We start from the raw sequence: 21,861 nt of genomic DNA, 5'->3' as shown, positions 1-21,861 counted from the left end.
CCTCATTATGGGGGCCGAACTTAGTTGGTACCCTTTTGTTCCCTTGAGGGAGTTCGAGCGGTGCTGATCACAGCCGCGTCTCTCTGCGGCTGTGGAGCTCCCTCTTTCATTGCAGATCCTTTTCGCACCTGGCCCGGTAGAGGCACCTCAGCCGCTAGGTTGGCTCCATGGGCATATCGGGCATTTGCCGGAGCTGACGCAGTCGCTTTGCTGATTTCTGCCACGTCTGGGACCAGTCCTGTGGACGGTTGAACTCGACGGCCTCAATGGTTCCCGGCTGCTGCCTTCCGGACCCCCGCGGTCGGGCTATTTTTCCTGGCCGTGCCATTTTTCCGGGGGGCTGAAACAAACAGCTTTGTTGGCAGTTCTAGCGTCCGGAGCACCGGCTCCGCGCGGCGCGGCCGAGCGGCCGGGGCTGTCCGGCAGGAGGTCCAGCAATGTCTCACGATATGCAAAGACGATTTGCAACGCGCTTGATCGCGGTTGCGCTGATGCTCTCGGCCAGTGGCGTGGCGCCTGTCCTGGCCCAGGATACCCCGACCGACTTCACAGCGATCATCCAGCAGAAATTGCCGGCCGTGGTCGCGATCACGACCCGGGAGGTTGTCCAGGACCAGACGACGGCGGGCGACTTTACAAGTCCGTTCGACGGCCAGGGCCTCGGACCCGTTCAGCCGCAGGTGAGGGAGGCGCTTGGCTCCGGATTTGTGATCAGTGCCGACGGCTACATCGTCACCAACAACCATGTCGTTGCCGATGCGACAGAGATCCATGTCGTATTTTCCGACAAGGAAACGGCGCCGGCGCAATTGGTCGGCCGTGACCCCGCCACCGATATAGCGGTGCTGAAGGTCGACCCGCGGCCCAACATGACCACGACCAAATGGGGTGACTCGGATGCAATGCAGCCGGGCGCATGGACAATCGCGATCGGCAGTCCCTTCGGGCTCGGAGGGACTGTCACTGTCGGCGTTCTTTCGGCCCGCTCGCGAGACATTCAAGCCGGGCCGTACGACGATTTTCTCCAGACGGACGCGTCGATCAATCGAGGCAACTCGGGCGGTCCGCTGTTCAACGCACGTGGCGAGGTGATCGGCGTCAACACCGCCATTGTCTCGCCGTCGGGCGGCAGCATCGGAATCGGGTTTGCGGTGCCATCGCGTACCGCCCAGAGCATCGCCGACCAGTTGATCCGAACCGGTCGGATCGAGCGCGGCTTCATCGGGGTCCGCCTGCAGGACATCACGCCGTCGCTGGCTGAGGCCCTCGGGATGAAGGATGACAAGGGCGCGCTGGTTGCTTCGGTTGAGCCCGGCAGCCCGGCGGAGAAAGCCGGCTTGAAGCCGGGTGACGTGATCACCCGGTTCAACGGCAAGGGCATTGAGGGTGTCCATGACCTCACGCTTGCGACGGCTAGCCAGAAGCCTGGCAGCAAGGCCACTCTGACACGGAGTAACGGCGGCAAGGACCAGGAGATCGCGCTTGTCATCGGTGAGCGCAAGGATGCGGAGGTGAAGACCGGCGCTGTTCCCGACAAGAAGTCGGCGGCCGAAGGCCTCGGCCTATCCCTCAGCCCGATTCCGGATCAGGCGCGTCAGCAGCTAGGCATCAAATCAGGAACGACCGGCGTCTTCGTCGTGGAAGTGGTTCCCGATGGCCTTGCCGCCCGGAGCGGATTGCAGCCGGGCGATGTCATCATATCGGCCAACGATCGCCGCCTGACGGAGCCTTCGGATATCGTCGAGGAGTGGGCGAACTCTCGCCGGCAGAGCAAGCCCATCCTGTTTCGGCTGGAAAGGCAGGGGCAGTCCGTGTTCGTGGCGGTCGCCGGGAAATGACCGTCTCCAGGACGGCCATGTGACTGCACCACGATCCGCTTGCGGATCCGCTCCAAAGGCGCCGGAGCCCAGGTGCAACGGGGAAGCATCGCCGCAGAAAGTTTGCGGGATGCGCTCATTGGCCAGGCGCGCAACGCGCACTTATTCTGCAGCGTCAGAGCTCTTTTGAGCTCGTCGTGCTCGAGTGTGCTCGCCATCCTCAGGCAGTTTCGCGCCTTGCCGTAAGCCGTGCCTGGAGAAGGACGACGACGAGCAAAAACAGCCCGCGGATCACCGACTGCCAGTAGGCTGACAGCGAAATCCAACCCATGCCGTTTTCGAAGTTCAGGACGTTGAAAAGGATCCCGAGCAAGAGCACGCCGGCCAGCGTGGTCAACACCGAGCCCGAGCCGCCGGTCAGCAGCGTCCCGCCCACGACCACGGCTGCGATGGCAAACAGCTCCCAGCCGACGCCCTCGATCGGCTGGCCTGCGCCGAACTGAGAAGCGAGGACGACGCCGGCGAGCCCGGCCAGGCACCCGCTTGCGACATAGACGAGAAATTTGACGCGGTCAGTGCGCAGCCCCATCAGCCGCGAGGCATCCTCGCCACCGCCGATGGCCAGCACCGTCCGTCCCGTGCTGGTGTAGTTCAGGACCACTGAGCCGACCGCATAGGCAACCAGGGCGATGACTGCCGGAATCGGGAAAATCCAGAAATTCCCTTGGCCGATGGCGGTGAAACCCGAATCGTAAGACACCGAAACGGTCTGGTTGCCGGCCAGAAGCAGCGCCGAGCCGCTTGCGGCCAGCATGGTCGCAAGCGTGGCGATGAATGGCATCAGGTTGCCGCGCGTAACCAGGAGCGCGTTGATCAGCCCGGCTGCCAGGCCGGCGCCAACGCCCGCTGCAAGGCCTGCCACGATGCCGTGCGGGCTCGCCAGGGCCGACGCGACGCTGCCCAAGGCGGCGACGGAGCCGACGGACAGATCTATGCCGCCGGTCATGATCACGAAGCACATGCCGAGCGCGACGAGCGCGAACATCGAGTTGTAGCGCAGAACACTCATCACGTTGAAGAGACCCAGGAAACGGTCGTAGCGCAGGAATCCGAACAGGACGAGGGCTGCAAGCGCGATGACGACACCGTAAGTGCCGATGATGCGAACCAGTCTGGCGCTGTTCATGGATTACACCCGGTGTTGCTGCTGCAGCCAGACGGCGAATGCGATGATGCCGGCCTTGACGACGAGCGCAGCGGCGTCGGGCACGCCATTGGCGAGCAGCGTGTAGCGCACCAACTGGATGGTCAGTGCGCCCAGCAGGGTGCCGATGATTGTGGCCTTTCCGCCACTCAACAGCGTGCCGCCCACCGCGACCGCCGCGATGGCGTCGAGTTCCATGCCCAGCCCCACGAGATTGGCGTCGCTGGAGGAGTTGATCGCAATGACGACGAGACCGGCTAGCCCCGCGCACAGGCCGCTGATCGCATAGACAGCGAGCTTGATCCTCGATACGGCGATGCCGGCGAGTTCAGAGGCCTTTTCATTGCCGCCGACCGCCAGGATGCTTCGCCCGAACACCGTGCGGTGAAGGGCCCAAGCGGCCGCCGCAACCAGCACGGCCATGATGATGACCTGCGCGGGAATGCCGAGCGGGCGGGCAAGTCCGATCCACTGGAATTGCGGCACGCGGAAGGTCTGCAGATTGCCGTTGGTCATGACCTGCGCGATCCCGCGCCCGGCGATGAACAGCACGAGCGTTGCGACGATCGGTTGGATGCGGAAGCGCGAGACCAACCAGCCGTTGAACAACCCGAACAGGCCGGCGACGAAGATCGAGGCAACCATCGCGACGGCTACCGCCAGATAGATGTTTCCGACCGGGAAGATCGTGCCCATGAAGATCATCGGCGCCAATGCGCCGGAGATCGCCATCAGCGAACCAACCGACAGGTCGATGCCGCCGGTGGCGATTACCAGGGTCATCCCCACCGCGACGATCACAATCGTGCAGACCTGGGTCAGGTTGACGTTGAGTGTCTGCAGAGTCGCGAAATTGCGCGTATAGGCAAGGTTGAAGACCACCAGCAGCACAAGCGCGATCACCGTGCCGTAGCGCGCCAGGAAACCGAACACATCAAAGCGGCGGTTTCCAGCGTCGTTGGCTGCGGATGGTGTGGCCAGATCGCTCACGCTGCCTCCTTCGCCGCGCCGCCATGCGCCATCGCCGCGAGCACGTCCTCCTCGTTGGCTGCCTGGCCTTCCAGTTCGGCCACCCTCACTCCTTCGCGCAGCACGAATATGCGGTCGGCTCCTTCCATCACTTCCTCGAGTTCCGAGGAGATCATCAGCACGCCGAGCCCGTCATCGGCAAGCTTGCGGATGAGGCGCTGGATCTCGGCCTTGGCCCCGACATCGATGCCGCGCGTCGGCTCATCGAGAATGAGCAGCTTCGGGTTCATTGCCAGCCAGCGGGCAAGCAGCACCTTTTGCTGGTTGCCGCCCGACAACTCGCGGACCTTCTGGTTGGGCCCCGAGCATTTGATGTCGAGTTCACGAATGAAGCGCTCGACGATCTCCTTCTGCCGGGCCTCGTTCAGGATGCCATTGCGGCTGATTTTCGGCAGCAGTGCCAGTGTTATGTTCTCCGCGACGGTCATTTCCGGCACGATGCCCTCGGCCTTGCGGTCCTCGGTGCAGAAGCCCATCCCTGCGGCGATGGCATCGGCGGCACGTGCGGGATGGTAGGACGCGCCCTCCATCGTCATCTCGCCTGCGCTCCGGCGGTCGGCGCCGAATACGAGGCGGGCTGTTTCGGTGCGGCCGGCGCCGAGCAAGCCGGCAAAGCCGGCGATCTCGCCGCGGCGCAGGTCGAAGCTCACGTCACGGACCAACTGGCCGGCTGCCAGCCTTTGCGCGGTAAACAGCACATCACCGATCCTCGACCGATCGCGTTCGCCGAACGCGGTCGCGTGGCCTTCGACGGCTGCGACGTCGCGGCCGAGCATGGCCGCGACCAGCTCCAGCTTGCCGATGTCGCTCATCGCCGCGCTTCGCACCGTGCGGCCGTCACGCATGATCGTGACCCGGTCGCAGACCTCGTACAACTCGTCGAGCTTGTGGCTGACGAACAGAACGGAGACGCCGTCGGCCTTGAGCTGACGGATAACGCTGAACAAGACCGAGACTTCACGCTCGTCCAGCGAGGAGGTCGGCTCATCCATGATCACGAGGCGGGCGGAAAAGCCGATGGCGCGGGCGATCGCCACCATCTGCTGCGTGGCGGTGTTGAAATCGCTGAGCGGGCNGAGCGGGCGGCGCACGTCGATGCCGATCGAGAAGCGGCTGAGCAGGCGCTCGGCTTCCGCATGCATCGCGCTCCAGTCGAGCAGGCCGCGGCGGCGCTTCTCGCGTCCAAGGCAGATGTTCTCGGTGACCGAGCGCAGCGGTACCAGATTGATCTCCTGGTAGATGGTGCTGATGCCGCTGACCTGGGCCTGATGCGGAGACCCAACCTCGAACGGCTTCCGTTCGAACAGCACCTGGCCCGCATCCCGGCGGTAATAGCCGGTGAGCACCTTGATAAGTGTCGATTTGCCCGCACCGTTCTGGCCGATGAGTGCGTGGATCTCGCCCGGAAGAACCTGGAGCGAGGCATCGGCCAGGGCAGGGATGCCGGCAAAACGCTTCTGGATGTCACGCATGTCCAGGAGCAGCGCGGCTTGGTCCGGCTGAGCGGTCATCGTCAAACTCCCAAACCCTACCCGCCGGAGCGGGTAGGGCAGCTGGAAAGAGAGTGGATATCAGAACGCAATATCGAAGTCTTTCTTCGCGTTCGTGGCGTCGAAGAAGGCATCCTCGTTCTTGATGAACGGCGGGATCTTCTTGCCGGCCGCATAGTCGGCCATCGTAGCGAAGGCCTTCGGCCCGAACAGCGGACTACAAGCGCAGATAGCGCCGATCTTGCCGTCGATGATCGCCTGAACGCCTTCCTTCTCGCCGTCGATCGACAAGATCAGCACATCCTTGCCCGGGGTCTTGCCGGCGGCTTCCAGAGCGGCGATGGCGCCCAGCGCCATCTCATCATTGTGCGCGTAGATGATATCCGCATCAGGGTGCGCCTGAAGCAGCGTCTCGGCGACCTGCCGGCCCTTGTCACGGGCGAAGTCGCCGGACTGCGACGCCAGGATGGTGAACTGCGAGTGCTTGGCGATGAAATCGTCGAAGCCTTTCTTGCGGTCGGTAGCGGCCGAGGCTCCGGTCGTGCCTTCCAGCTCGATGATCTTCGACTTGCCATTGGCGTTCTTGATCAGCCATTCCCCGACGCGGGTCGCCTCCTCGATGAAATCCGAACCGATGAAGCAGACATAATCCTCGCCCGGCTTGGCCATGGTGTGATCAACGTCGCGGTCGACCAGAAACACCGGTATGCCGGCATCGCGCGCGGCAAGAATGACCGGCACCAGGGGCTTGTCTTCGCGGGGCGGCAGGAAGATTGCGTCGACGCCCTGCGCGATCATCGAGTTCACGTCGGAGGCCTGCTTGGCCGACGAGCCGGCGGCATCCGTGTAGACCAGCTGATGGCCGAGCTTGGCGGCTTCGTCCTGCATGCTCTTGGTCTCGGCAAGACGCCACGGATTGTTGCTTTCCGTCTGCGCGAAACCGACCTTGTACTTGTCCTTCTTGGCGAGCGGCGGGAGCGCCGCGAAGGCGCGTGAGCCGAGTGTCAGCGCGACCGCGCCGGCGGCGGAGCCAACCAATAGTTTTCGACGGGTAATGATCATGCTCTTTCCTCCTTTATTGTCGCTTTCAGCGACTGTGTAATTTCCTCACGATATCGGCCTTGACGGCTTTGGCGATGACGCCGTTGGCAAGCTGGATCAGGCTCTATGCCGCCTCCAAAATGAAGTCGGCGCAGCGGTCGCCCAGCATCATGGCGGGCGCCGCCGTATTGCCGGCATTGATGTTGGGGCAGGCCGACATGTCGGCAACCCGCAGATTGTCTATTCCGCGCACGCGCAGCGCCGCGTCCAGCACCGCCATCCGGTCGCTGTCCGAGCCCATCCGGCATGTCCCGGCCGGGTGGTAGTTGGTCTTCACAAAGCGCTTGCAATGCTTTGTCATGGCTTCGTCGCTGAGATCATCCTGGCTTGGCACGGCAATGGCCTTGACCCGATCGGCGAGCGGCTTGGTCAGAAAAGCCTGCAGGAAATAACGCTGGCCGGAGATCATTTCCCGCATGTCGTCGGGATGTTTAAGGAGGTTCGGCGAAACGATCGGCATGTCCTTCGGATCCGCCGAACGCAGCCTTACGAAACCGCGCGACTTTGGCTTCACCACCACTGTCGTCACGGTAAGCCCATAGGTGTTCTCGACCAAGGTCAGGATATCGCGGTCCAGATAGACGTGCGGCACGCAGAAGGCCTGGATCGTCGGTTCGCCCTCGGGATCGGCCGGATTGACGAAGGCTCCGGCCTCCACCCCCGCTGACAGGATCGTGCCGGTGCCGAAGAGCTTGAAATGCAGGCCGTTCCTGATCATCCTCCAGCCTTGGCCCTGCCTGAAATAGCCGTATGGGCCGTTTGCGGTGGCGATGATCGGCACCTCCGGATGGTCGATCAGGTTTTCGCCGACCCCGGGCAGGTCGGCGACGCAGGAAATGCCGTGCCCGGCAAGCGCCTCGGCGGGGCCGATGCCGGACAGCATGAGCAGTTTCGGCGAGACGAGGGCACCGGACGAGACGATCACGTCGGCATCTGCATGGACGGTATGCTTGGCGCCCGACGCATCCGAATAGACGACGCCGGTGACCCGACCGTTTTCGATCAGCAGCCGGCTGACTGTGCAATTGAGTTTCAGCGTCAGCTTGGGATCATTCGTCAGCGGCTCGATGAAGGCATAGGCGGCGCTGCTGCGCTTTCCCCGCCGGTTCATGAACTGGTAGAAGCCGACCCCGCGCTGCGACGGTCCGTTGAAGTCATGGTTGTACGGCAATCCAAGGCCTTGGACGGCCTGGACGAACCAACGGGAAACATCATCGATGTGGCCTGGATCCGAGACCAGCAGCGGACCTTCGCTGCCATGCAGTTCGCCGCCGAGGCGGTTGTTTCCCTCCATGCCGGTGAAATGCGGCAGCACCGCCTGCCAGTTCCAGCGCACGCCGGCATTGTTGCCGCGCAGCAGTTCGTCCCACTCCTCATAGTCGGCCGAGCGGCCTCGCATGTAGACCTGGGCGTTGACCGAGGTGCCGCCGCCCAGCACGTTGCCTTGCGAGATTTCATGGACGCGGCCGTCGAGATGGGCCTGCGGCTCGGTGCGGTGATAGCGCATGAATTTCGAGCCGTTGATCATCTTGAAGATGCCGGGCGGCATGTCGAGCAAGGGGTGATGATGGGAATGGCCGGCCTCCAGCAGCAGGGTTCGCCGTCCCGCTTTGACAAGCCTTGCCGCCGCGACGCAGCCGGCTGCTCCGCCGCCCACCACGATATGGTCGTAGGACTGCGTCATGCTTCCGGCGCCTCACGGCTTTCGAATGTACCGCGGACATACTCCCAGGCCGCCGAGAGGTGGTTGAGCAGCGCCCGCTCGGCGCCGTCAGGATCTCGCTCAATGATGGCCGTGCAGATTTCACGATGGCTGAGGAAATTCACGCGGTTGCGCTCAGGCGACCGCGGCATGCGCATCCAATGCGGCGACAGCCAGGCGGTAAATGCCTTGTGCACGACAGGCAGCACCGGGTTGCGCGCGATGTCATAGAGCGCTGCGTGGAACGCCACGTCCGTCGCATAGAATTTCTCGGAATCCGGGATGGCTGCCTCGTTCATCGCCAGCGCCGCCCTCAGGGCTGTGACGTCATCCTTGCGGGCATGGATGGCGGCGTTGCGCGCCAGCGACGCCTCGAGGAAGACGCGCATGTCGTAGAGGTTCTTCACGCCCGCCTGGTCGCTCAGCAGATGTCCTACGATGCCGTCGAGGGCGCCGAGCGCGGCATCCAGGCCAGGCCGGCGCGCCACGGGCCGGAACCGCGGACGCGCTTCCACCAGGCCGCGGCTGGCCAGGCGCGCAATCGCCTCACGCACAACGCCCCGGCCCACACCATACTCGATCATCAGTTCGCGCTCGGCCGGCAGGTAGCTGCCGTCGCCAAGCCTTCCGGACGTGATGTCGGCCTCTATGCCGGCCACCATCGCGTCGGCCGCGCGGGCGGCGAGAATAGCCGCGGGCATCTCAGGACGCTCTTCCGTATCCAGCAAGCCTTTTTCCTCCCAGATGGTCCTGTTATTAGAAGGTAAATCGGACCAAAGCACAAGCGGATTGATGCTTTTGTAGGACCAAAAATGACAGATTGACTTCAGAAGCGCTGAAAGATCAGCCACATTGTTGCCAGTCAGCGCTGCCGGTGCAATTATGGTCCGATGAAAAAACGTGAATGGAGCGCAGCATGAGCCGCACCGAAATCAAGGAAGTCGAGACCCGGCTGTTCCGGGTCCCACTGCGTGAGGTGATGACCGATGCCAAGCACGGCGCGCACACGCATTTCGAGCTGGTCACCGTCACGCTGAGGCTTGCCGACGGCACCGAGGGCACAGGCTACACCTACACCGGCGGCAGGGGCGGCTATGCGATCAAGGCAATGATCGATCACGACCTCGCGCCGTTCCTCAAGGCACGCGACGCAACGCAAATCGACACGATCTACGACGGCATGCTCTGGCACATCCACTATGTCGGGCGCGGCGGCATAGCTTCTTTCGCGATCTCGGCGATCGACATCGCATTATGGGACCTCAAGGGCCGGCGTAGCGGCCTGCCGCTCTGGCAGATGGCGGGCGGGGCCGGGAAGAGTGCCAAGGCCTATCGCGGCGGCATCGACCTAAACTTTACCCTCGATCAGCTTTTGGCCAGCATCGATTCCTATCTCAATGCCGGCTTCACCGGGGTGAAGATCAAGGTCGGCAAGGACGACCTGGCCGAGGATGTGGCCCGGGTGAAAGCAGTTCGCGAGCGCATAGGACATCACATCACCTTTATGGTTGACGCCAACTACGCGCTCGACGTCCCGCGAGCGATCGAGGCAGCGAGAGCATTCGCCGCCTACGATCTGCTGTGGTTCGAGGAGCCCATCATACCCGACGACTATGAGGGTTACGCCAGCATTGCCAAGGCGACCGGAATGCCCCTGGCAATGGGAGAAAACCTGCATGTTATCGAGGAGTTCGAGCATGCCTTCGCTTGGTCGAATCTCGCCTACATCCAACCCGACGCCTCCAACTGCGGCGGGGTCACCGGCTGGCTGCGCGTGGCAGCGCTCTCACGCAAGGCTGGCATTCCGGTCTGCAGTCACGGGATGCAGGAACTTCATGTCAGCCTCGTTGCAGGTCAGACAAATGCCGGCTGGGTGGAGGCGCATAGTTTTGATATTGACCATTATACCACTGAGCCGCTGAGGCTTCAGGATGGTTTGGCGATAGCACCCGACGAGCCTGGAGTGGGCGTTGTCTTCGACTGGCGGAAATTGGCGGATTTTCGCCAATAGCGCCCCCTGAACGGCGGCACGGCCGCATGCATTTTGTCCAGATCCTGCTTCCTCGTTCCGGCAACGCGGAGAGCGCTTCGCCGAGGAAGACTTCGACCGTCTGAAGAACGAACTCGCCGCCGCCGCAGCCAGCGGGCATACCACTTATCGGATGCCACACTTACATTTGTAATTGCAGCGACGCTTCACCGGCTTTAACTCACGCGATCATAGCAGCGACACGATAAATGCAGGCGGCCGCCCGAACACCGGCAGAAGCTGCAAGCATTGGGTGCGCCTGCAGGGAGGCGGCGATGGTTGCAACGCGTACGGACACTGCGCATGCGGTTATGGAGGACTTCATTCTATCACGGCACCGCTCACCGGTCCGCGAAGTTGGATTTTACGAGGCTATGAGTCAAACCCGACAAGCGATCGCCGCATCGCGCGAGGTGCTGAGGCGCTTTCGCGAACGTCAGGGCGACGACACTCCTCGAGCAAAGAATACAGACCGTGGTCCTGTCGCCGTGTCAGCCTTCGATGCCGACATAATACGCGCTGCATGCCGAGATCTGATCGCGGAGATGAACGTGCCCGAGTGTCAATGGCGCGAGCTGGCGCGAAGTCTGGTGCGCGAATTCGTAGCCTGCGAGCAGACCGAAGCCGGTTTGGTGGATTGGATCGTCCGCCGGCCAGCGATGACGAAGACGGACGAGGTCGGCTGACCGGAGCCAAGTGGCGAGGCGGCGAATGAGCCAGGAGTCAGTCGACCGCAATCAACGCGAGCAAACAGGTCTCCCGGCGACTTGTTGCGCGGAACTGCGGTGGTCCGAGGATCGGAAACTTTGGCGAGCGGCTTGGACACATCTGATCCTCCTCGTCTGTAGCGTCGGGCTCGTGTTCGCATTTGAAGCATATAGCGAGGACTGGCCGATGGCGTGACCTTTGGTTGAGTGGAGACGAATGCGTCCAGCCCACTGTCCAAGGCACGGCGACGGCCATGTCGCGTTGCTCCCGGCCTTCGCACACAAGGAGCCCAAGCCGGATGCTAACCAGGCTCCATTAGGCCAATGGGAACAATTTGCGCGGGCCGAGCTTGGGCTAGCGTCGTACAGAGGTGCAACTATGCAAGATAGTTTTGACCGAGCTTCATCCGTCGCCGAGGTTGCGGAATCATTCGTGAGATCCCGGAGGCCGTTCTCTGTCGTATCGACCCGGGATGCGGTCACGATTGTCAGGAAACAGGCAGCTTTTTGCGAGCATACGGATGGCGAGCTTGCGGAGTTGGTGGCGGCAATTGCGGTCAGGCATGGTCGGTTGGTCGCCTTCGATCTTGATCTCGACGACACAGGGTTGGAGATCGGTCGCGCAGCATAGCCAACGCCTCACGCAATGAGATAGCCACCGTCAACCGGCAGAATTGCCCCAGTGATGAACCCCGCGAGCGGCGAACACAAGAACAAGGCGGGGCCGGTCAGGTCGCCCGGCGTACCCCAGCGACCCATCGGAGTGCGTTTCATCAATTCCGCGTTGCGAGCTGGATCGGCCCGTGGCGCGGCGGTCATGGCGGTCTCGATCCAGCCAGGCGCCAATGCGTTTACGCGGATGCCATCCCCGGCATAGGCGATGGCGAGCGACTTGGTAAGTTGCACGATGGCGCCCTTGGATGCGGCGTAAGCCGGCGCATGAGCCGCGCCGAAAAACGCGAACATCGAGGCGATGTTGACGATGGCGCCCCCGTTCGAGAGTGCCCCTCGGAACGCGCTCGCACTCCGCATGGAGCCGGTGAGATTGATATCGACCACTGTTTCGAAACCCTGGACAGTGAATTCGGCGGCGCGCAGGTTTACCCCTGCGCAATTTACGAGCGCTGCAACGGATGTGAACTGACTGGAATATCCTTCGACCGCAGTCATGTCCCGGACGTCGAGTACTGAATACGAGACGGCGGTGCCGTATGCACGAGCGGCCGCTACCTCGGCGGCCGTGGCCCCCGTCGCGTGGACAATTGCCCCGGCCTCGGCGAACGCCATGGCGATGCCGTTTCCGATACCTGTCGTGCCTCCGGTAATGACGACGGTCTTGCCCGCGAAGAAGGGCATGGCCCATATGGAGTCGGTCACCAATATCTCCTCGTTTCGCCTCTGTGGCGGACCGCGAACTCACCGCAGCGGAAGGCAAACGGGCGGATGTCTACCGTACGAATTGATCGACGAAATCGTCACCGAGACCCACGCTCGCATAGTGATTTCTGCACATGTCGATCTTGGTGAAAACGTCCTCGAAACCAATCTGCTTGTTATCCTTGTCCAGGTAAACCATGCAGCCGGAAATGTTGAAGAAGGTGATCATCTCGGGCACGTCGCTTGGAACCGTGAGCGTGTGGATTTCACCGGGCGGCTCGAAAACGTAAGATCCCGTCTCTGCCACCCAGTCGTGTTCAAGATAGTGCCAACGCCCCTTGATCACATAGCCATGCACGGGGGCCGGATGCAGATGACGGCTTAATATCCCGGCCCGGCGTACGCGGAGCAGATTGCACCACTGCCCTTGCATTGTGTTGAGCATAAGTGGTCGGAACCACACGCCCTCCGCCTGTGGGACCCAGACACGCTCGTCTTCGGGGACGGCAGCGATCGCGATCTCTTTCGGTGCCAGGGGATGGGCGGAGCCGTTGAAGGATTGATACATAGGAACCTCTGTCGCCAATTCATTGGAGTCCATATCAGCGCGATCCTAACAACTGGGCCGAGTTCTGCCGAGGCGCAATCGGGCGCCCACGCATTGGGAAAGTTGTCGGCGCGCGCCCGCCCGCTGCCGCGACCGCAAGCGGGAAGGGTTTCGGGATGGTCCGTTGGGCCTCGAAGACGATCAGTGGGTTCCTTCTTGCCTTATCATGCGGCTATCCGGGAGTGCACCGGGCTGGTCCTGGTCTGGAAGCCCCGGTTTCGGACTTCCAAGGCCAGCAAGGCGAGTTCGACCTCGTCCAATCGCGACGGGCGTGCATTTTCCGGCATGCCTTCGGCGGTGGCCAGGTCGATCAGGTACTCGTTCCAGGCCCAGTTCTTGAGCACAGCGCGTTTTTCGTCGGGTGAAAGGACGGGATCATCCACCACCTGCATCGGAGAGGCGTAGAATGTCTCGGGCTCGGAAAGCGCCGTCTGTATGTGCCCTGCCTGTACACCCGTGCCGTAACCATGGCTTGCCTGGAGCCAAGCCAATCGCACACGCTGCAAAACTACGTCGGAAAAGGCCTGTTTCTCCTGCGATACATGCTGACTCCTGATCTTGGCCTGGGAAGCAGGAGGTGCCGCCTGCACCACGTAATTGAGGCCTTGACGCTCGGCATAACGGATCGCCGCTTCCAGCGTCGGAAAGTTCAGTTCAACCTGGGTCAGGGTGTCCCGGCCACCGGTATAGCCCATCAGCGGCTCGACGAACGGGGCTGTGCGGCGTTCGAAGACCAATCGCCAGGCCTTGCGGGGCTTTGCCGAGGTCATGGCCGGGCGGCATGGCTGGTAGATCCGCGCCGTTGCGCCGTCCGGAAACACTGACCGTCCCATTGACAAAGCCGGCCCGTCTAGACGAGGCCGATTGTCATTGTCCGGCCGGACGGACGTCTTGGTTAGGTTTCTGTTGTCGCTGCTTTGAACTGTCTCCATTGCCTGTCCTTCCCGTTATGAAGGGTCGCACGGGCAGCGGCCGTAAGGGCCGCCACCCATACTGCATCCGTCAGTTCTTCCCGTTGATTGCGATCCGCTTGGCCTTCGCCTGCGCCCGCTCGGTCTTGGGCAACGTCACGGTCAGCACCCCGTTCTTGAAGGCGGCGTTGACCTTGTCTTCTTCAACCTCGTAGCCGAGCGGAATGAGGCGCTCGAAGCGACCGTAGAAGCGCTCGGAGAACTGCCGGTCCTTGTCCTCGGTCTCGGAACGCTTCTCGCCTTTAAGCTTGAGCGCCCCATTTTCCAGCAGGACTTCTATGTCGCTCTCGTCCAGGCCAGGTATTTCAGCCGTGACGCGGACTTCCTTGTCCGTGTCGGAGATTTCGACACTCGGCCAACTGGCGGCGAAAGAGGGGCCGAAGGCCGGCAGTCTGGCGCCAAAGCTGCGGAAGGCGTCATCGAACAGCCGGTTTACCTCCCGGTGGAGGGAGACGAAGGGGTCTCGATCTCCATCAGGGAAGAGACTGGGCGCCGAGTTTCCGTTGCCCCGGCCCCATGGGATCAAGTCACGTACGCTCATTGTCTTTCTCCTTTCGTAGGTCTCTGAGCCGGGCGGGACGCCCGGCTCAAGCGAAAGCCTTCATGGTGGATTGCTCAGGCGGCCAGCTTGTCGGTCTCGACCTTGGGAGCCTCGATCTTCGGCATGGGAGCCCCGCTGGAGATTTCGATCTTGCGCGGTTTCATCTCCTCGGGAACCTCGCGCTTGAGATCGATGCTCAGCAGCCCGTTCTCAAGGCTGGCGCCCTCGACTTTGACATGATCGGCCAGTTCGAACCGACGCTCGAAAGCGCGGCCGTTGATGCCGCGGTACAGATACCGGCCGTTCTCATCGCCGGATTGCGACCCGCTCACAACCAGCATGTTGGGCTGGTGGGTGACGGTCAGCTGGTCCTGCGGGAAACCGGCGACCGCCATCGTGATGCGATACTGATCATCATCAACCTTGGCGATATCGTAGGGCGGCCAGTTGTCGAACGAGGCCACACGGCTCGCACTTTCAAGCATGTCGACCATGCGGTCGAAGCCGATGCTGGACCGGTATAGAGGGGTAAAATCGAGGTTTGTCTTCATAGCCACATCCTCCTTTGAGCAACATGGACAACAGAAGGCGCCAAGAGCCTTGCCGCCTCCTGGTGTTGCCGGCCCCATTGGGCGGCCGGCGACCATCATTTAGAATCGCGACGTGCACCTTCAAGAGGAAGAATAGGAAAATTTTCATCGGCAATCTGGGCGAACGCACCGATGCCACACCCCTCCCGCCGGCGGGGTCACTCGCCGACGGGTCCATGGTGCAAGAACAACTACGTCGCCCTTAAATCCGATCGACGAATGGTACGAACGCGGCCACTGCCGCGCTGTCACTGCAGTCAGGACCGGCACGCTCATCCGATTGATCCAACTGTTGCAACGCATCCATGATCGCGTCGAAGCTGACCGGTTCACCCGCTCCCGGCAGCATGCGAAGCGCTGGCACGGATTCTACGGCGCAGGCATCCGACGCCCATGACGAAAGAATGGCGCGCTACTCCTGAACAGCCAGGGCAACGTCGGCCAAAACGTCGTGGGGATGTTTGAAATGCCGCGCCGGATGCAGCAAGCGGTCCAGAAAACGTCGGGGGCCACGGGTTCAATCGATGCAAAATAGGTCGAAATGGGTCCTTCCATGGATGGTCCTCCGCTTCAGACAATCTCATGCGAGTTTGGCGGCTCTCGCCAGCGGCTGTCGCGATCACGACCAGGCAGATCATCCAGGAACGACGCTCAACGACTTTCCCTAGGTGATGTCGATACCGAGACTCATCGTCCGGCACCCTGGGCGGCTCGATCACGACCGAAGCGAACGAGCCGTTCGCGATCGAGGGTGGCGATGCTGCACTTCCCCAGATGTTCGGAGCATAGCGAGGGCTGCGGCCTTGGAGCGGCGAGGGGACTTGCCTACATCGCACATGTCGTCGATATGGAGGTCGATGAGTTCGCCGAAGGCTTCAGGCGCGCTAACAGGGCTTTGTCGGCGTCTCACTGCGATCGACTTGGTGTCGGTGCTCCGGCGCCGCGCAACGTCGCGTTGCAGGGAGGTCTCGCTGACGCAGCGTGTGCGGCAGGTTCTAAGGTTCTGATGTTAAACAGATGCTGAAAAATCAAGAGCATAGAGTGGCCGTGGCCCCGATGATGGATAGGGCGCATATCTGAACAATATCAAGTAGTTAGTGGAGCTCGTGTGCAAAAATAGCACACGAAAGTTCTGCTTCTCTTCTTTTTTCGTTCCCACGACAGAGTCGCCGATAGCCCTTTTCGGACGCTCTTTTGCCGACGATATTGACCGCTCCAACGCGGATGTCCGCCGTGACGGTCCGCGGTCCTCAAGGCATCTAATTCGCCACTTTTTGGGTCGCGCCTCAGCCCGAATTTGCGTGTTCCTGTAGCCCAAACTGCGACATTGGAGATTCAGCATGAGCGATCGGATACTTCGGGTCGCTCATCAAGCTTGGCGGCGGCGACAGCAAGCATCGCCCGAGGCTCCCCGCGTGTTTCGGGTGCGCCGCGACGGTAAACGCGCTTTGCCCGCATGGGAGAGAGCTTTCCAATCCTTTTCCGCAACCAGGCCGATTTTACAAGAAAGGGGGAGTCTCAACCAGCGGCGTTTCACGAAGGGCCTGGAGATCCGCAATCCTGCGGGAGGAACCTCAATGCCCCACCGCAACGGCCGGTGCGGACACTTACCCCAAACCGCAAACCGCACCGGCCATTTCCCAGGTCGTGACCCGTCAGGTGACGTACCTTGGCGGCGCAACTCTCAGCAATGCGCTCTTGCCCAGGACTTGGATCGCAGTCTCTCCTATAAACACAGATGCTCAATCGCGGATATATCGGGTTTCGAAGCCCGCGAATTTTGTGATGCTCAGCAGATCGAGCACGCGGACACGGCCTTGTCGGAATTCGAGAAACTTACGCTCGCGAAGTTCGCGGAGCATCCGGTTGACATGAATGGGAGTAAGGCCCAGGGCGTCCGCGAGATCGTACTGGGTCAGGGGGCACTCATAGCTGTTGTGGGTGACAGCGCCTATCAGTTCCAGACGGGTTCTCAGTTCGAGGAACAGATGCGCTGTGCGCGCTAACGCGCTGCGTCGTCCTACATTGGTGAGATGTTGAGCGATGACGGCTCCGTTATGCCCAAGAGCTTCCACAACTAGGGAAAAAAGATGGGGTGATTTCATAGCCGCGAGAGTAAATGTCTTGGTTGACGCCACCAAGACGCACAGTTCAGTTTGAGCAACAAACGTTTCAAGAGCGCCACCCGTGTACGACCGGGACAGGACTATGTCGCCTCTCAGGGCAAAATCCAGAATCTGTCGCTGCCCGCCTGCGAGTTGGTGAGAAATGCAACCCCAGCCCGACTCGACTATGAATACGCGATCGTTGTCCTCGCCCTGACTGAAGATGACCGTCTCCGGAGAATAGCGCTTCGGCACGAACCCCAGCGTCTTTATGAGCGCCGCATCGTCATCGTTAAACCCGATGTATGAGGGCCGTTTCTCGTTTCCGCGCAAAGAATGTGTAGCGTTCGACATTCACAACCCGCCCAATGTCTTCCTTTCTGCCCCTTGGGGTCAAATGTACATCAAATTTGATGTGATGAGTACCTATTCTGCGTCGCCGGCAGGATCTGTAAACGTCTGCACGCGAAAGCAAAGAATGGAATCGCGCGAAAAACCCCGGCTACGTTTTATTTTTTGTAAAGTTTTCTCGTATGGACTCGACTATTTCGCTGGCGATGAAGCAGCTTCGGTTGTCCACTTGACCGGCGGCATTCCGCAAGGTCCTCGATGCATCCTTGAGCAATCCCCTGATCTGTGCTGAGGACAATAAATCCGATGCCTCAAGTTCAAGTAGCACCGATTCACTCACGTGAAGAGCAGCAAGGGCAACCGCTCGTGGCCTGGTGGCTAGTAGTTTCAAGAGATCACTGTTGGGCCTTGTGCGCGATTTCTTTTTTGCCATAGTACTTCTCAACTGTCCGGACAAGAAGGTTGTGTAGGTCAAAATCACCTCGCTTCGAGAACTTGATCGCGCCCGAGACGGGAGATGTTGGAGGGCTCAATCGATGTGTGTCTTTAGACAAGTCTAATAACTAAGCTATCCCGCTTTGCAGCGACGACACAGAGGCAAAACATACCGAATTAGCCGTAGCTGGTACGTCAACCTTGGGACACCACAATGTCGCTATCGCGACGGACGTCGCATTCGCAAAAGGTCGAAAAGTTTCTATCTTGCAGAAATTCAGTCGCCTCTCTTGCCCAACTGGCGGGTGTCGCCGCTTGCCTTCCTGGATGGGTCGATCCATCTTCAGATACGTAGGCTAGGGCATCGGTTCTGCCTCGGTCGAAGTTTCCCCAATCCTGGCCTGATGATGACGAAAAGTCGCACAGGTGTGGCACTAAGCTCGCGCCAGGACGCTCTTGCCCTCGTCCAAAGCTGACAGCCGGAAAGGTTCGATTTGGCCTTCGGTCTTGTCCAGATACTGCATCAGCGCCGTTACCAAGTGATAGAATATGCTAGCGGGAACCTCCGTTGCCTGTGACCTTCCGCGCTCGTCAATCCTGTCGATCCACAAGCCAAGAGGCGCGGGATCAATATGCCATCGAAAGAGGCGGGCGACACGAGCTTCGATCTCTGGTTTTAGATCAGGGCCGCCCATCTTGTCCAAGGCAATGGCAGCTTTGACGGCCTCACATTGTGGCCAACTGCGGGACAGCCGGTCGATGGGTATTCCTTGCCGCGACACAGCCGCATAAGCCAGACCGGTCGCACGATTCAATCCGCTGGCGATCGCTGACGAATAGAGCTTTCGTGCGTAATTGGCCAAATCTTTTTGCCCACTTGCTTGTGCGAAATCGATGAGGAGTGAGGCCCATTCGAAATGGTGGCCAGGTTCGGTCCGTTGTCCGCTTTCTCCAGGCAAAGGCAGCCAGTCGACGTCGAAATTTTCTCCTACAGTCCAGCTCTCCTGATCGAAGAAATGGCAGCGGAAGAGATCAACGACGCGTGCGGCCCGACGCAGATATGTCCGGTCGCCAGTAACGCCATGCCAGGCAAGGAAGGCTTCCAGCATGTGCATGTGAGGGTTCGAAAATCGCATACCATTCGAGCCGGAGGTCTCCAGAAAGCCGTTCAGACAATGGTCTTCGAGATGGGTGTCAATGAAGTGAAATGTCTCATTTGCCAGTTGCAAGGCGTCGGGATGGCCGCATCGGTGAGCGTGGGAAAGCGCTAGGAGTAAGCAGGAATGATCGTACGCGTCCTCCGCAGGGTCAGCCACGGTGCCATTGGCATTTAACGTGCGCACCCAGCCGCCGCGGTTGGTACGCCCATGTTTCGCAATGAACTCGATGCCATGGTTGATCAGTTTGTCGGCCGGTCCGGCCCATCCGCGTTCCTTGGCCACAGCAAAAGCGTAGATCTGGCGAGCCATCGTGCGCATGCGTTTGGGCCTGCCCAAAGGCCTCGTGTCTAAACCGAGAGCCTCGTGAAAGCCCCCGTACACATCATCGACCCCCGCGGTGGACCACAGCGGCAGGGTCTCATTGAAGAGCCAATGTTCGACCCGTTTGCGCCACGAACCGCTGATGATGACCCGGTCTTCTGATGCCGTGTACTTCGTCTCGAGCCGTCCGCTCTTTTCAAGCTGCTCTACGACCATCTTCACGTCCTGGCTGTGGCTGACGGGGGCGACGAATACCGCATCCGGTGTCGCCACTACCGCCACCCCCTTCATTCCGACGACCGTTAGCAGCCTTCCTTGGCTTCTAAGGTAGGAAGTGTCGCAATTCATGGCGACGACGTCGCCCATGACGACATTGCCGTCCCCGTCCGTCGGGCTGGCTTCGAGCAGCGATTGCCACGATCCAAGGTCGTTCCAGCGAAAGGAAGCCGTAACCATCGCGATATCGCGTGCATGCTCCATGACCGCATAGTCGATTGAAGTGGAGGGAACGGCCGAGTAAAAGCCCTGGGGCAGATAGATACCGGAGAGGTCGACCCGCGCGGTCTTGTGTGCCCGTTCCGCAGTGTTCCAGATGTCCGGTTGGAAATCCAGAAATGCCCGCCGCATCGCGTCAGCGCGAAACAGGAAAATGCCTGCGTTCCAGTAGAATCGTCCTGACGACACGTATCCGCGCGCTGTCTCGGCATTTGGCTTCTCGACGAAGCGCGAAACCGCAGCCACCCGATCGTCGTTTGCTGCAACCTCGATGTAGCCGTATCCGGTTTCGGGATGCGTTGGCTTGATGCCGAAGACAACGATGCTTCCTGAATCGGCGGCAGAAACGCCCGACTCGACGGTGTCCCAGAATTGCGCTTCGGTCGATATCTCATGGTCGGAGGGGACCACGAGCACAAGAGCGTCGCCGCCATGTTCCGAGATCGTCTGCAGGGTGGCTATGGCGACCGCCGCGGCGGTATTGCGACCGATAGGCTCGAAAATCGGTCTGCCGCCGTTCAGGCCGAGCGAAGCGACGTCTGAGATGACTCGATCGGCATGTCGTTCGGAAGCTATCAAGTAGATCGGTGTCTGATTCTCGGGCCGCGCCTTGAGACGCCGGACAGTCTTTGCGAGCATTGACCCGTCGCCCGAAAGGTCGTGGAATTGCTTGGGATTGTCTTCCCGTGAGAGCGGCCACAGGCGCGCGCCCACGCCCCCACTCATGACAAAACTCACCAGCTTGTATGCCACGATCCAGTTCCTTCTCAGAAATGCCTGGCTATAGGCTCCCGACCTCTTGATTTTTGCGCGGAAGCAGATTGAGAGCATCGAACATCTCGCACGGTCGTTTCAACGAGACGGAGCTTCGCAACAGGAATCGGCAAGAAGCCGTGACCATGGTCACCGGTTGAGAATTGACAGCGAATTCGGCGACGCAGGCATTGACAGAAAACGCCACTCCGACCTCTGAACACACAGCGCCGATCAGGCGCCATGTTGACGACCATGAGTTGGCTGCCAAAGTGATGGCCCGTGACGACGCTCGACCCCCAGCCCAGTTGGCAATCACGAAGCCAAACCCCATGCCAAGCGCCTGCGCGGCCATGAGATCGAGTCTTGAATCAGCACACGTGTTCCCGCGAACCGGTGAGATCGATGAGAGCATTGGTTGCGGAGACGAACGCTATTCGGTCTGACTTGGCTAAGTTTTTTGAAGGGCACGTTCCGCTCCGAAAATTGCGCCGCGAGAATGATCGAAACCCTTAGCACGCTGTCGGTCGCCGGCTTCGTCAGGAATTCGGGTAGGCCCTGAGGCCCAGATACGCATGCCGTCATCCAATAGGCTATGCCAATCGACGGCCAAAAGGATGTATCGCGCCCAAGCGCGGAGGCTTTGTATTCTGGAGCGTGCGTCCGACTCGGGCGCTGAATCAAGGCTGGGCTGCAAGATGCCGTTTACCGCATTCAGGTTGCCGTTCCGCGAATATGTCGGATATGTCGACGAAAGGCGTTTCGGACGCCTAGTTTGCCTTCTTGAAGACATTCAGGTCGAAGTCGTCCGGGAAGCGACGCACCTTCATCCATTAGGGAAAACGATGACGGACTGCGCCGCGTTCTCTCTGCAGGCGATGGAAAACGGCGAAAACCTCGAAAGGATGTCCGCGAGGATTAATACCCTCACACGCAGCGTGATGTTGAACCGCAGACGGCAGGTCTCGTTGGAACAGCAGATGTCATTTCTCTCAAAGACGCGAGCGGAACTGCAGTGCATACTCGTTCCCTTATGACGTAGCCCCTACGCCAATTGGCGGCATTTACCTTCCCTC

At 60.7% G+C, this 21,861-nt stretch carries 17 protein-coding genes and 1 pseudogene; 4 read left to right on the top strand and 14 right to left on the bottom strand.

Going from position 1 to position 21,861, the window contains the following annotated elements:
• Nucleotides 1–437: 437 nt before the first annotated feature.
• Nucleotides 438–1,838: a Do family serine endopeptidase gene (locus tag X756_RS150555; RefSeq protein ID WP_023730099.1), complete on the top strand. Its 1,401-nt coding sequence runs from the start codon at nt 438–440 to the stop codon at nt 1,836–1,838.
• Nucleotides 1,839–2,037: 199 nt separating this feature from the next.
• On the opposite strand, the gene X756_RS150560 is transcribed toward X756_RS150555, so the two are convergent.
• The 6 genes from X756_RS150560 to X756_RS150585 all read right to left on the bottom strand — a co-directional run bounded on the left by X756_RS150560 (nt 2,038) and on the right by X756_RS150585 (nt 9,071).
• Nucleotides 2,038–3,003, bottom strand: coding sequence for an ABC transporter permease (locus X756_RS150560; protein WP_023672667.1), 966 nt, complete (start codon nt 3,001–3,003; stop codon nt 2,038–2,040).
• Between the two features lie 3 nt (nt 3,004–3,006).
• Nucleotides 3,007–3,954 carry an ABC transporter permease gene (locus tag X756_RS150565; protein WP_245264519.1) on the bottom strand — a complete coding sequence of 316 codons (948 nt, stop codon included), beginning with the start codon at nt 3,952–3,954 and terminating at the stop codon, nt 3,007–3,009.
• 53 nt (nt 3,955–4,007) lie between these two features.
• Nucleotides 4,008–5,561, bottom strand: a complete 1,554-nt coding sequence (locus X756_RS150570) for a sugar ABC transporter ATP-binding protein (RefSeq protein ID WP_023730097.1) — start codon at nt 5,559–5,561, stop codon at nt 4,008–4,010.
• Nucleotides 5,562–5,621: 60 nt separating this feature from the next.
• Nucleotides 5,622–6,602 (bottom strand): ABC transporter substrate-binding protein, encoded by a 981-nt coding sequence (locus tag X756_RS150575; protein ID WP_023682467.1) that lies wholly within the window; start codon nt 6,600–6,602, stop codon nt 5,622–5,624.
• A 103-nt stretch (nt 6,603–6,705) separates the two neighbouring features.
• Entirely contained in the window at nt 6,706–8,325 is a 1,620-nt protein-coding gene (locus X756_RS150580; RefSeq protein ID WP_023730096.1) for a GMC family oxidoreductase, read from the bottom strand.
• Entirely contained in the window at nt 8,322–9,071 is a 750-nt protein-coding gene (locus X756_RS150585) for an FCD domain-containing protein (RefSeq protein ID WP_023682469.1), read from the bottom strand. The genes X756_RS150580 and X756_RS150585 overlap by 4 nt, the downstream gene beginning before the upstream one ends.
• 188 nt (nt 9,072–9,259) lie before the next feature.
• Here X756_RS150585 and X756_RS150590 point away from each other — a divergent pair, with 188 nt between their 5' ends.
• On the top strand, nt 9,260–10,354 hold the full coding sequence (locus tag X756_RS150590; RefSeq protein ID WP_023730095.1) for a mandelate racemase/muconate lactonizing enzyme family protein: 1,095 nt from the start codon (nt 9,260–9,262) through the stop codon (nt 10,352–10,354).
• Between the two features lie 293 nt (nt 10,355–10,647).
• A complete protein-coding gene (locus tag X756_RS150595) occupies nt 10,648–11,058 on the top strand; it encodes a hypothetical protein (protein ID WP_023730094.1) in 411 nt (136 codons plus the stop codon).
• 660 nt (nt 11,059–11,718) lie between these two features.
• On the opposite strand, the gene X756_RS150605 is transcribed toward X756_RS150595, so the two are convergent.
• The 8 genes and pseudogenes from X756_RS150605 to X756_RS150635 all read right to left on the bottom strand — a co-directional run bounded on the left by X756_RS150605 (nt 11,719) and on the right by X756_RS150635 (nt 20,785).
• A complete protein-coding gene (locus X756_RS150605) occupies nt 11,719–12,456 on the bottom strand; it encodes an SDR family oxidoreductase (protein WP_245262639.1) in 738 nt (245 codons plus the stop codon).
• Nucleotides 12,457–12,526: 70 nt separating this feature from the next.
• Nucleotides 12,527–13,024: a 2,4'-dihydroxyacetophenone dioxygenase family protein gene (locus X756_RS150610; protein ID WP_023710477.1), complete on the bottom strand. Its 498-nt coding sequence runs from the start codon at nt 13,022–13,024 to the stop codon at nt 12,527–12,529.
• A gap of 203 nt (nt 13,025–13,227) precedes the next feature.
• Nucleotides 13,228–13,884 (bottom strand): NADH dehydrogenase ubiquinone Fe-S protein 4, encoded by a 657-nt coding sequence (locus tag X756_RS150615; RefSeq protein ID WP_245264513.1) that lies wholly within the window; start codon nt 13,882–13,884, stop codon nt 13,228–13,230.
• A gap of 181 nt (nt 13,885–14,065) precedes the next feature.
• Nucleotides 14,066–14,575 (bottom strand): Hsp20/alpha crystallin family protein, encoded by a 510-nt coding sequence (locus tag X756_RS150620; protein ID WP_023696160.1) that lies wholly within the window; start codon nt 14,573–14,575, stop codon nt 14,066–14,068.
• A 74-nt stretch (nt 14,576–14,649) separates the two neighbouring features.
• Complete coding sequence (locus X756_RS150625) at nt 14,650–15,126, bottom strand: Hsp20 family protein (protein ID WP_023730091.1); 477 nt, start codon at nt 15,124–15,126, stop codon at nt 14,650–14,652.
• Nucleotides 15,127–15,367: 241 nt separating this feature from the next.
• A pseudogene (locus X756_RS1000000169900) lies at nt 15,368–15,720 on the bottom strand (hypothetical protein).
• A 1,187-nt stretch (nt 15,721–16,907) separates the two neighbouring features.
• Nucleotides 16,908–17,624 (bottom strand): Crp/Fnr family transcriptional regulator, encoded by a 717-nt coding sequence (locus X756_RS150630; protein WP_023730090.1) that lies wholly within the window; start codon nt 17,622–17,624, stop codon nt 16,908–16,910.
• 866 nt (nt 17,625–18,490) lie between these two features.
• Nucleotides 18,491–20,785: an AGE family epimerase/isomerase gene (locus X756_RS150635; protein ID WP_023730089.1), complete on the bottom strand. Its 2,295-nt coding sequence runs from the start codon at nt 20,783–20,785 to the stop codon at nt 18,491–18,493.
• A 698-nt stretch (nt 20,786–21,483) separates the two neighbouring features.
• Here X756_RS150635 and X756_RS150640 point away from each other — a divergent pair.
• Entirely contained in the window at nt 21,484–21,822 is a 339-nt protein-coding gene (locus tag X756_RS150640; protein WP_156941381.1) for a hypothetical protein, read from the top strand.
• The last annotated feature ends 39 nt before the right edge of the window (nt 21,823–21,861 follow it).

It is taken from the genome of Mesorhizobium sp. LNJC405B00, assembly GCF_000502615.1.
Taxonomy (GTDB): Bacteria; Pseudomonadota; Alphaproteobacteria; order Rhizobiales; family Rhizobiaceae; genus Mesorhizobium.
The sequence above is the reverse complement of the archived record's forward strand: the minus strand, read 5'-3'. Positions and strand labels throughout refer to the sequence as shown.

Bases quoted from the DNA above. Each gene is read 5' to 3' on its own strand.
- X756_RS150580 (WP_023730096.1), bottom strand. From the start codon at position 8,325: ATGACGCAGTCCTACGACCATATCGTGGTGGGCGGCGGAGCAGCCGGC.
- X756_RS150575 (WP_023682467.1), bottom strand. From the start codon at position 6,602: ATGATCATTACCCGTCGAAAACTATTGGTTGGCTCCGCCGCCGGCGCG.
- X756_RS150625 (WP_023730091.1), bottom strand. From the start codon at position 15,126: ATGAAGACAAACCTCGATTTTACCCCTCTATACCGGTCCAGCATCGGC.
- X756_RS150555 (WP_023730099.1), top strand. From the start codon at position 438: ATGTCTCACGATATGCAAAGACGATTTGCAACGCGCTTGATCGCGGTT.
- X756_RS150590 (WP_023730095.1), top strand. From the start codon at position 9,260: ATGAGCCGCACCGAAATCAAGGAAGTCGAGACCCGGCTGTTCCGGGTC.
- X756_RS150630 (WP_023730090.1), bottom strand. From the start codon at position 17,624: ATGTCGAACGCTACACATTCTTTGCGCGGAAACGAGAAACGGCCCTCA.
- X756_RS150560 (WP_023672667.1), bottom strand. From the start codon at position 3,003: ATGAACAGCGCCAGACTGGTTCGCATCATCGGCACTTACGGTGTCGTC.
- X756_RS150640 (WP_156941381.1), top strand. From the start codon at position 21,484: ATGCCGTTTACCGCATTCAGGTTGCCGTTCCGCGAATATGTCGGATAT.
- X756_RS150610 (WP_023710477.1), bottom strand. From the start codon at position 13,024: ATGTATCAATCCTTCAACGGCTCCGCCCATCCCCTGGCACCGAAAGAG.
- X756_RS150595 (WP_023730094.1), top strand. From the start codon at position 10,648: ATGGTTGCAACGCGTACGGACACTGCGCATGCGGTTATGGAGGACTTC.
- X756_RS150620 (WP_023696160.1), bottom strand. From the start codon at position 14,575: ATGAGCGTACGTGACTTGATCCCATGGGGCCGGGGCAACGGAAACTCG.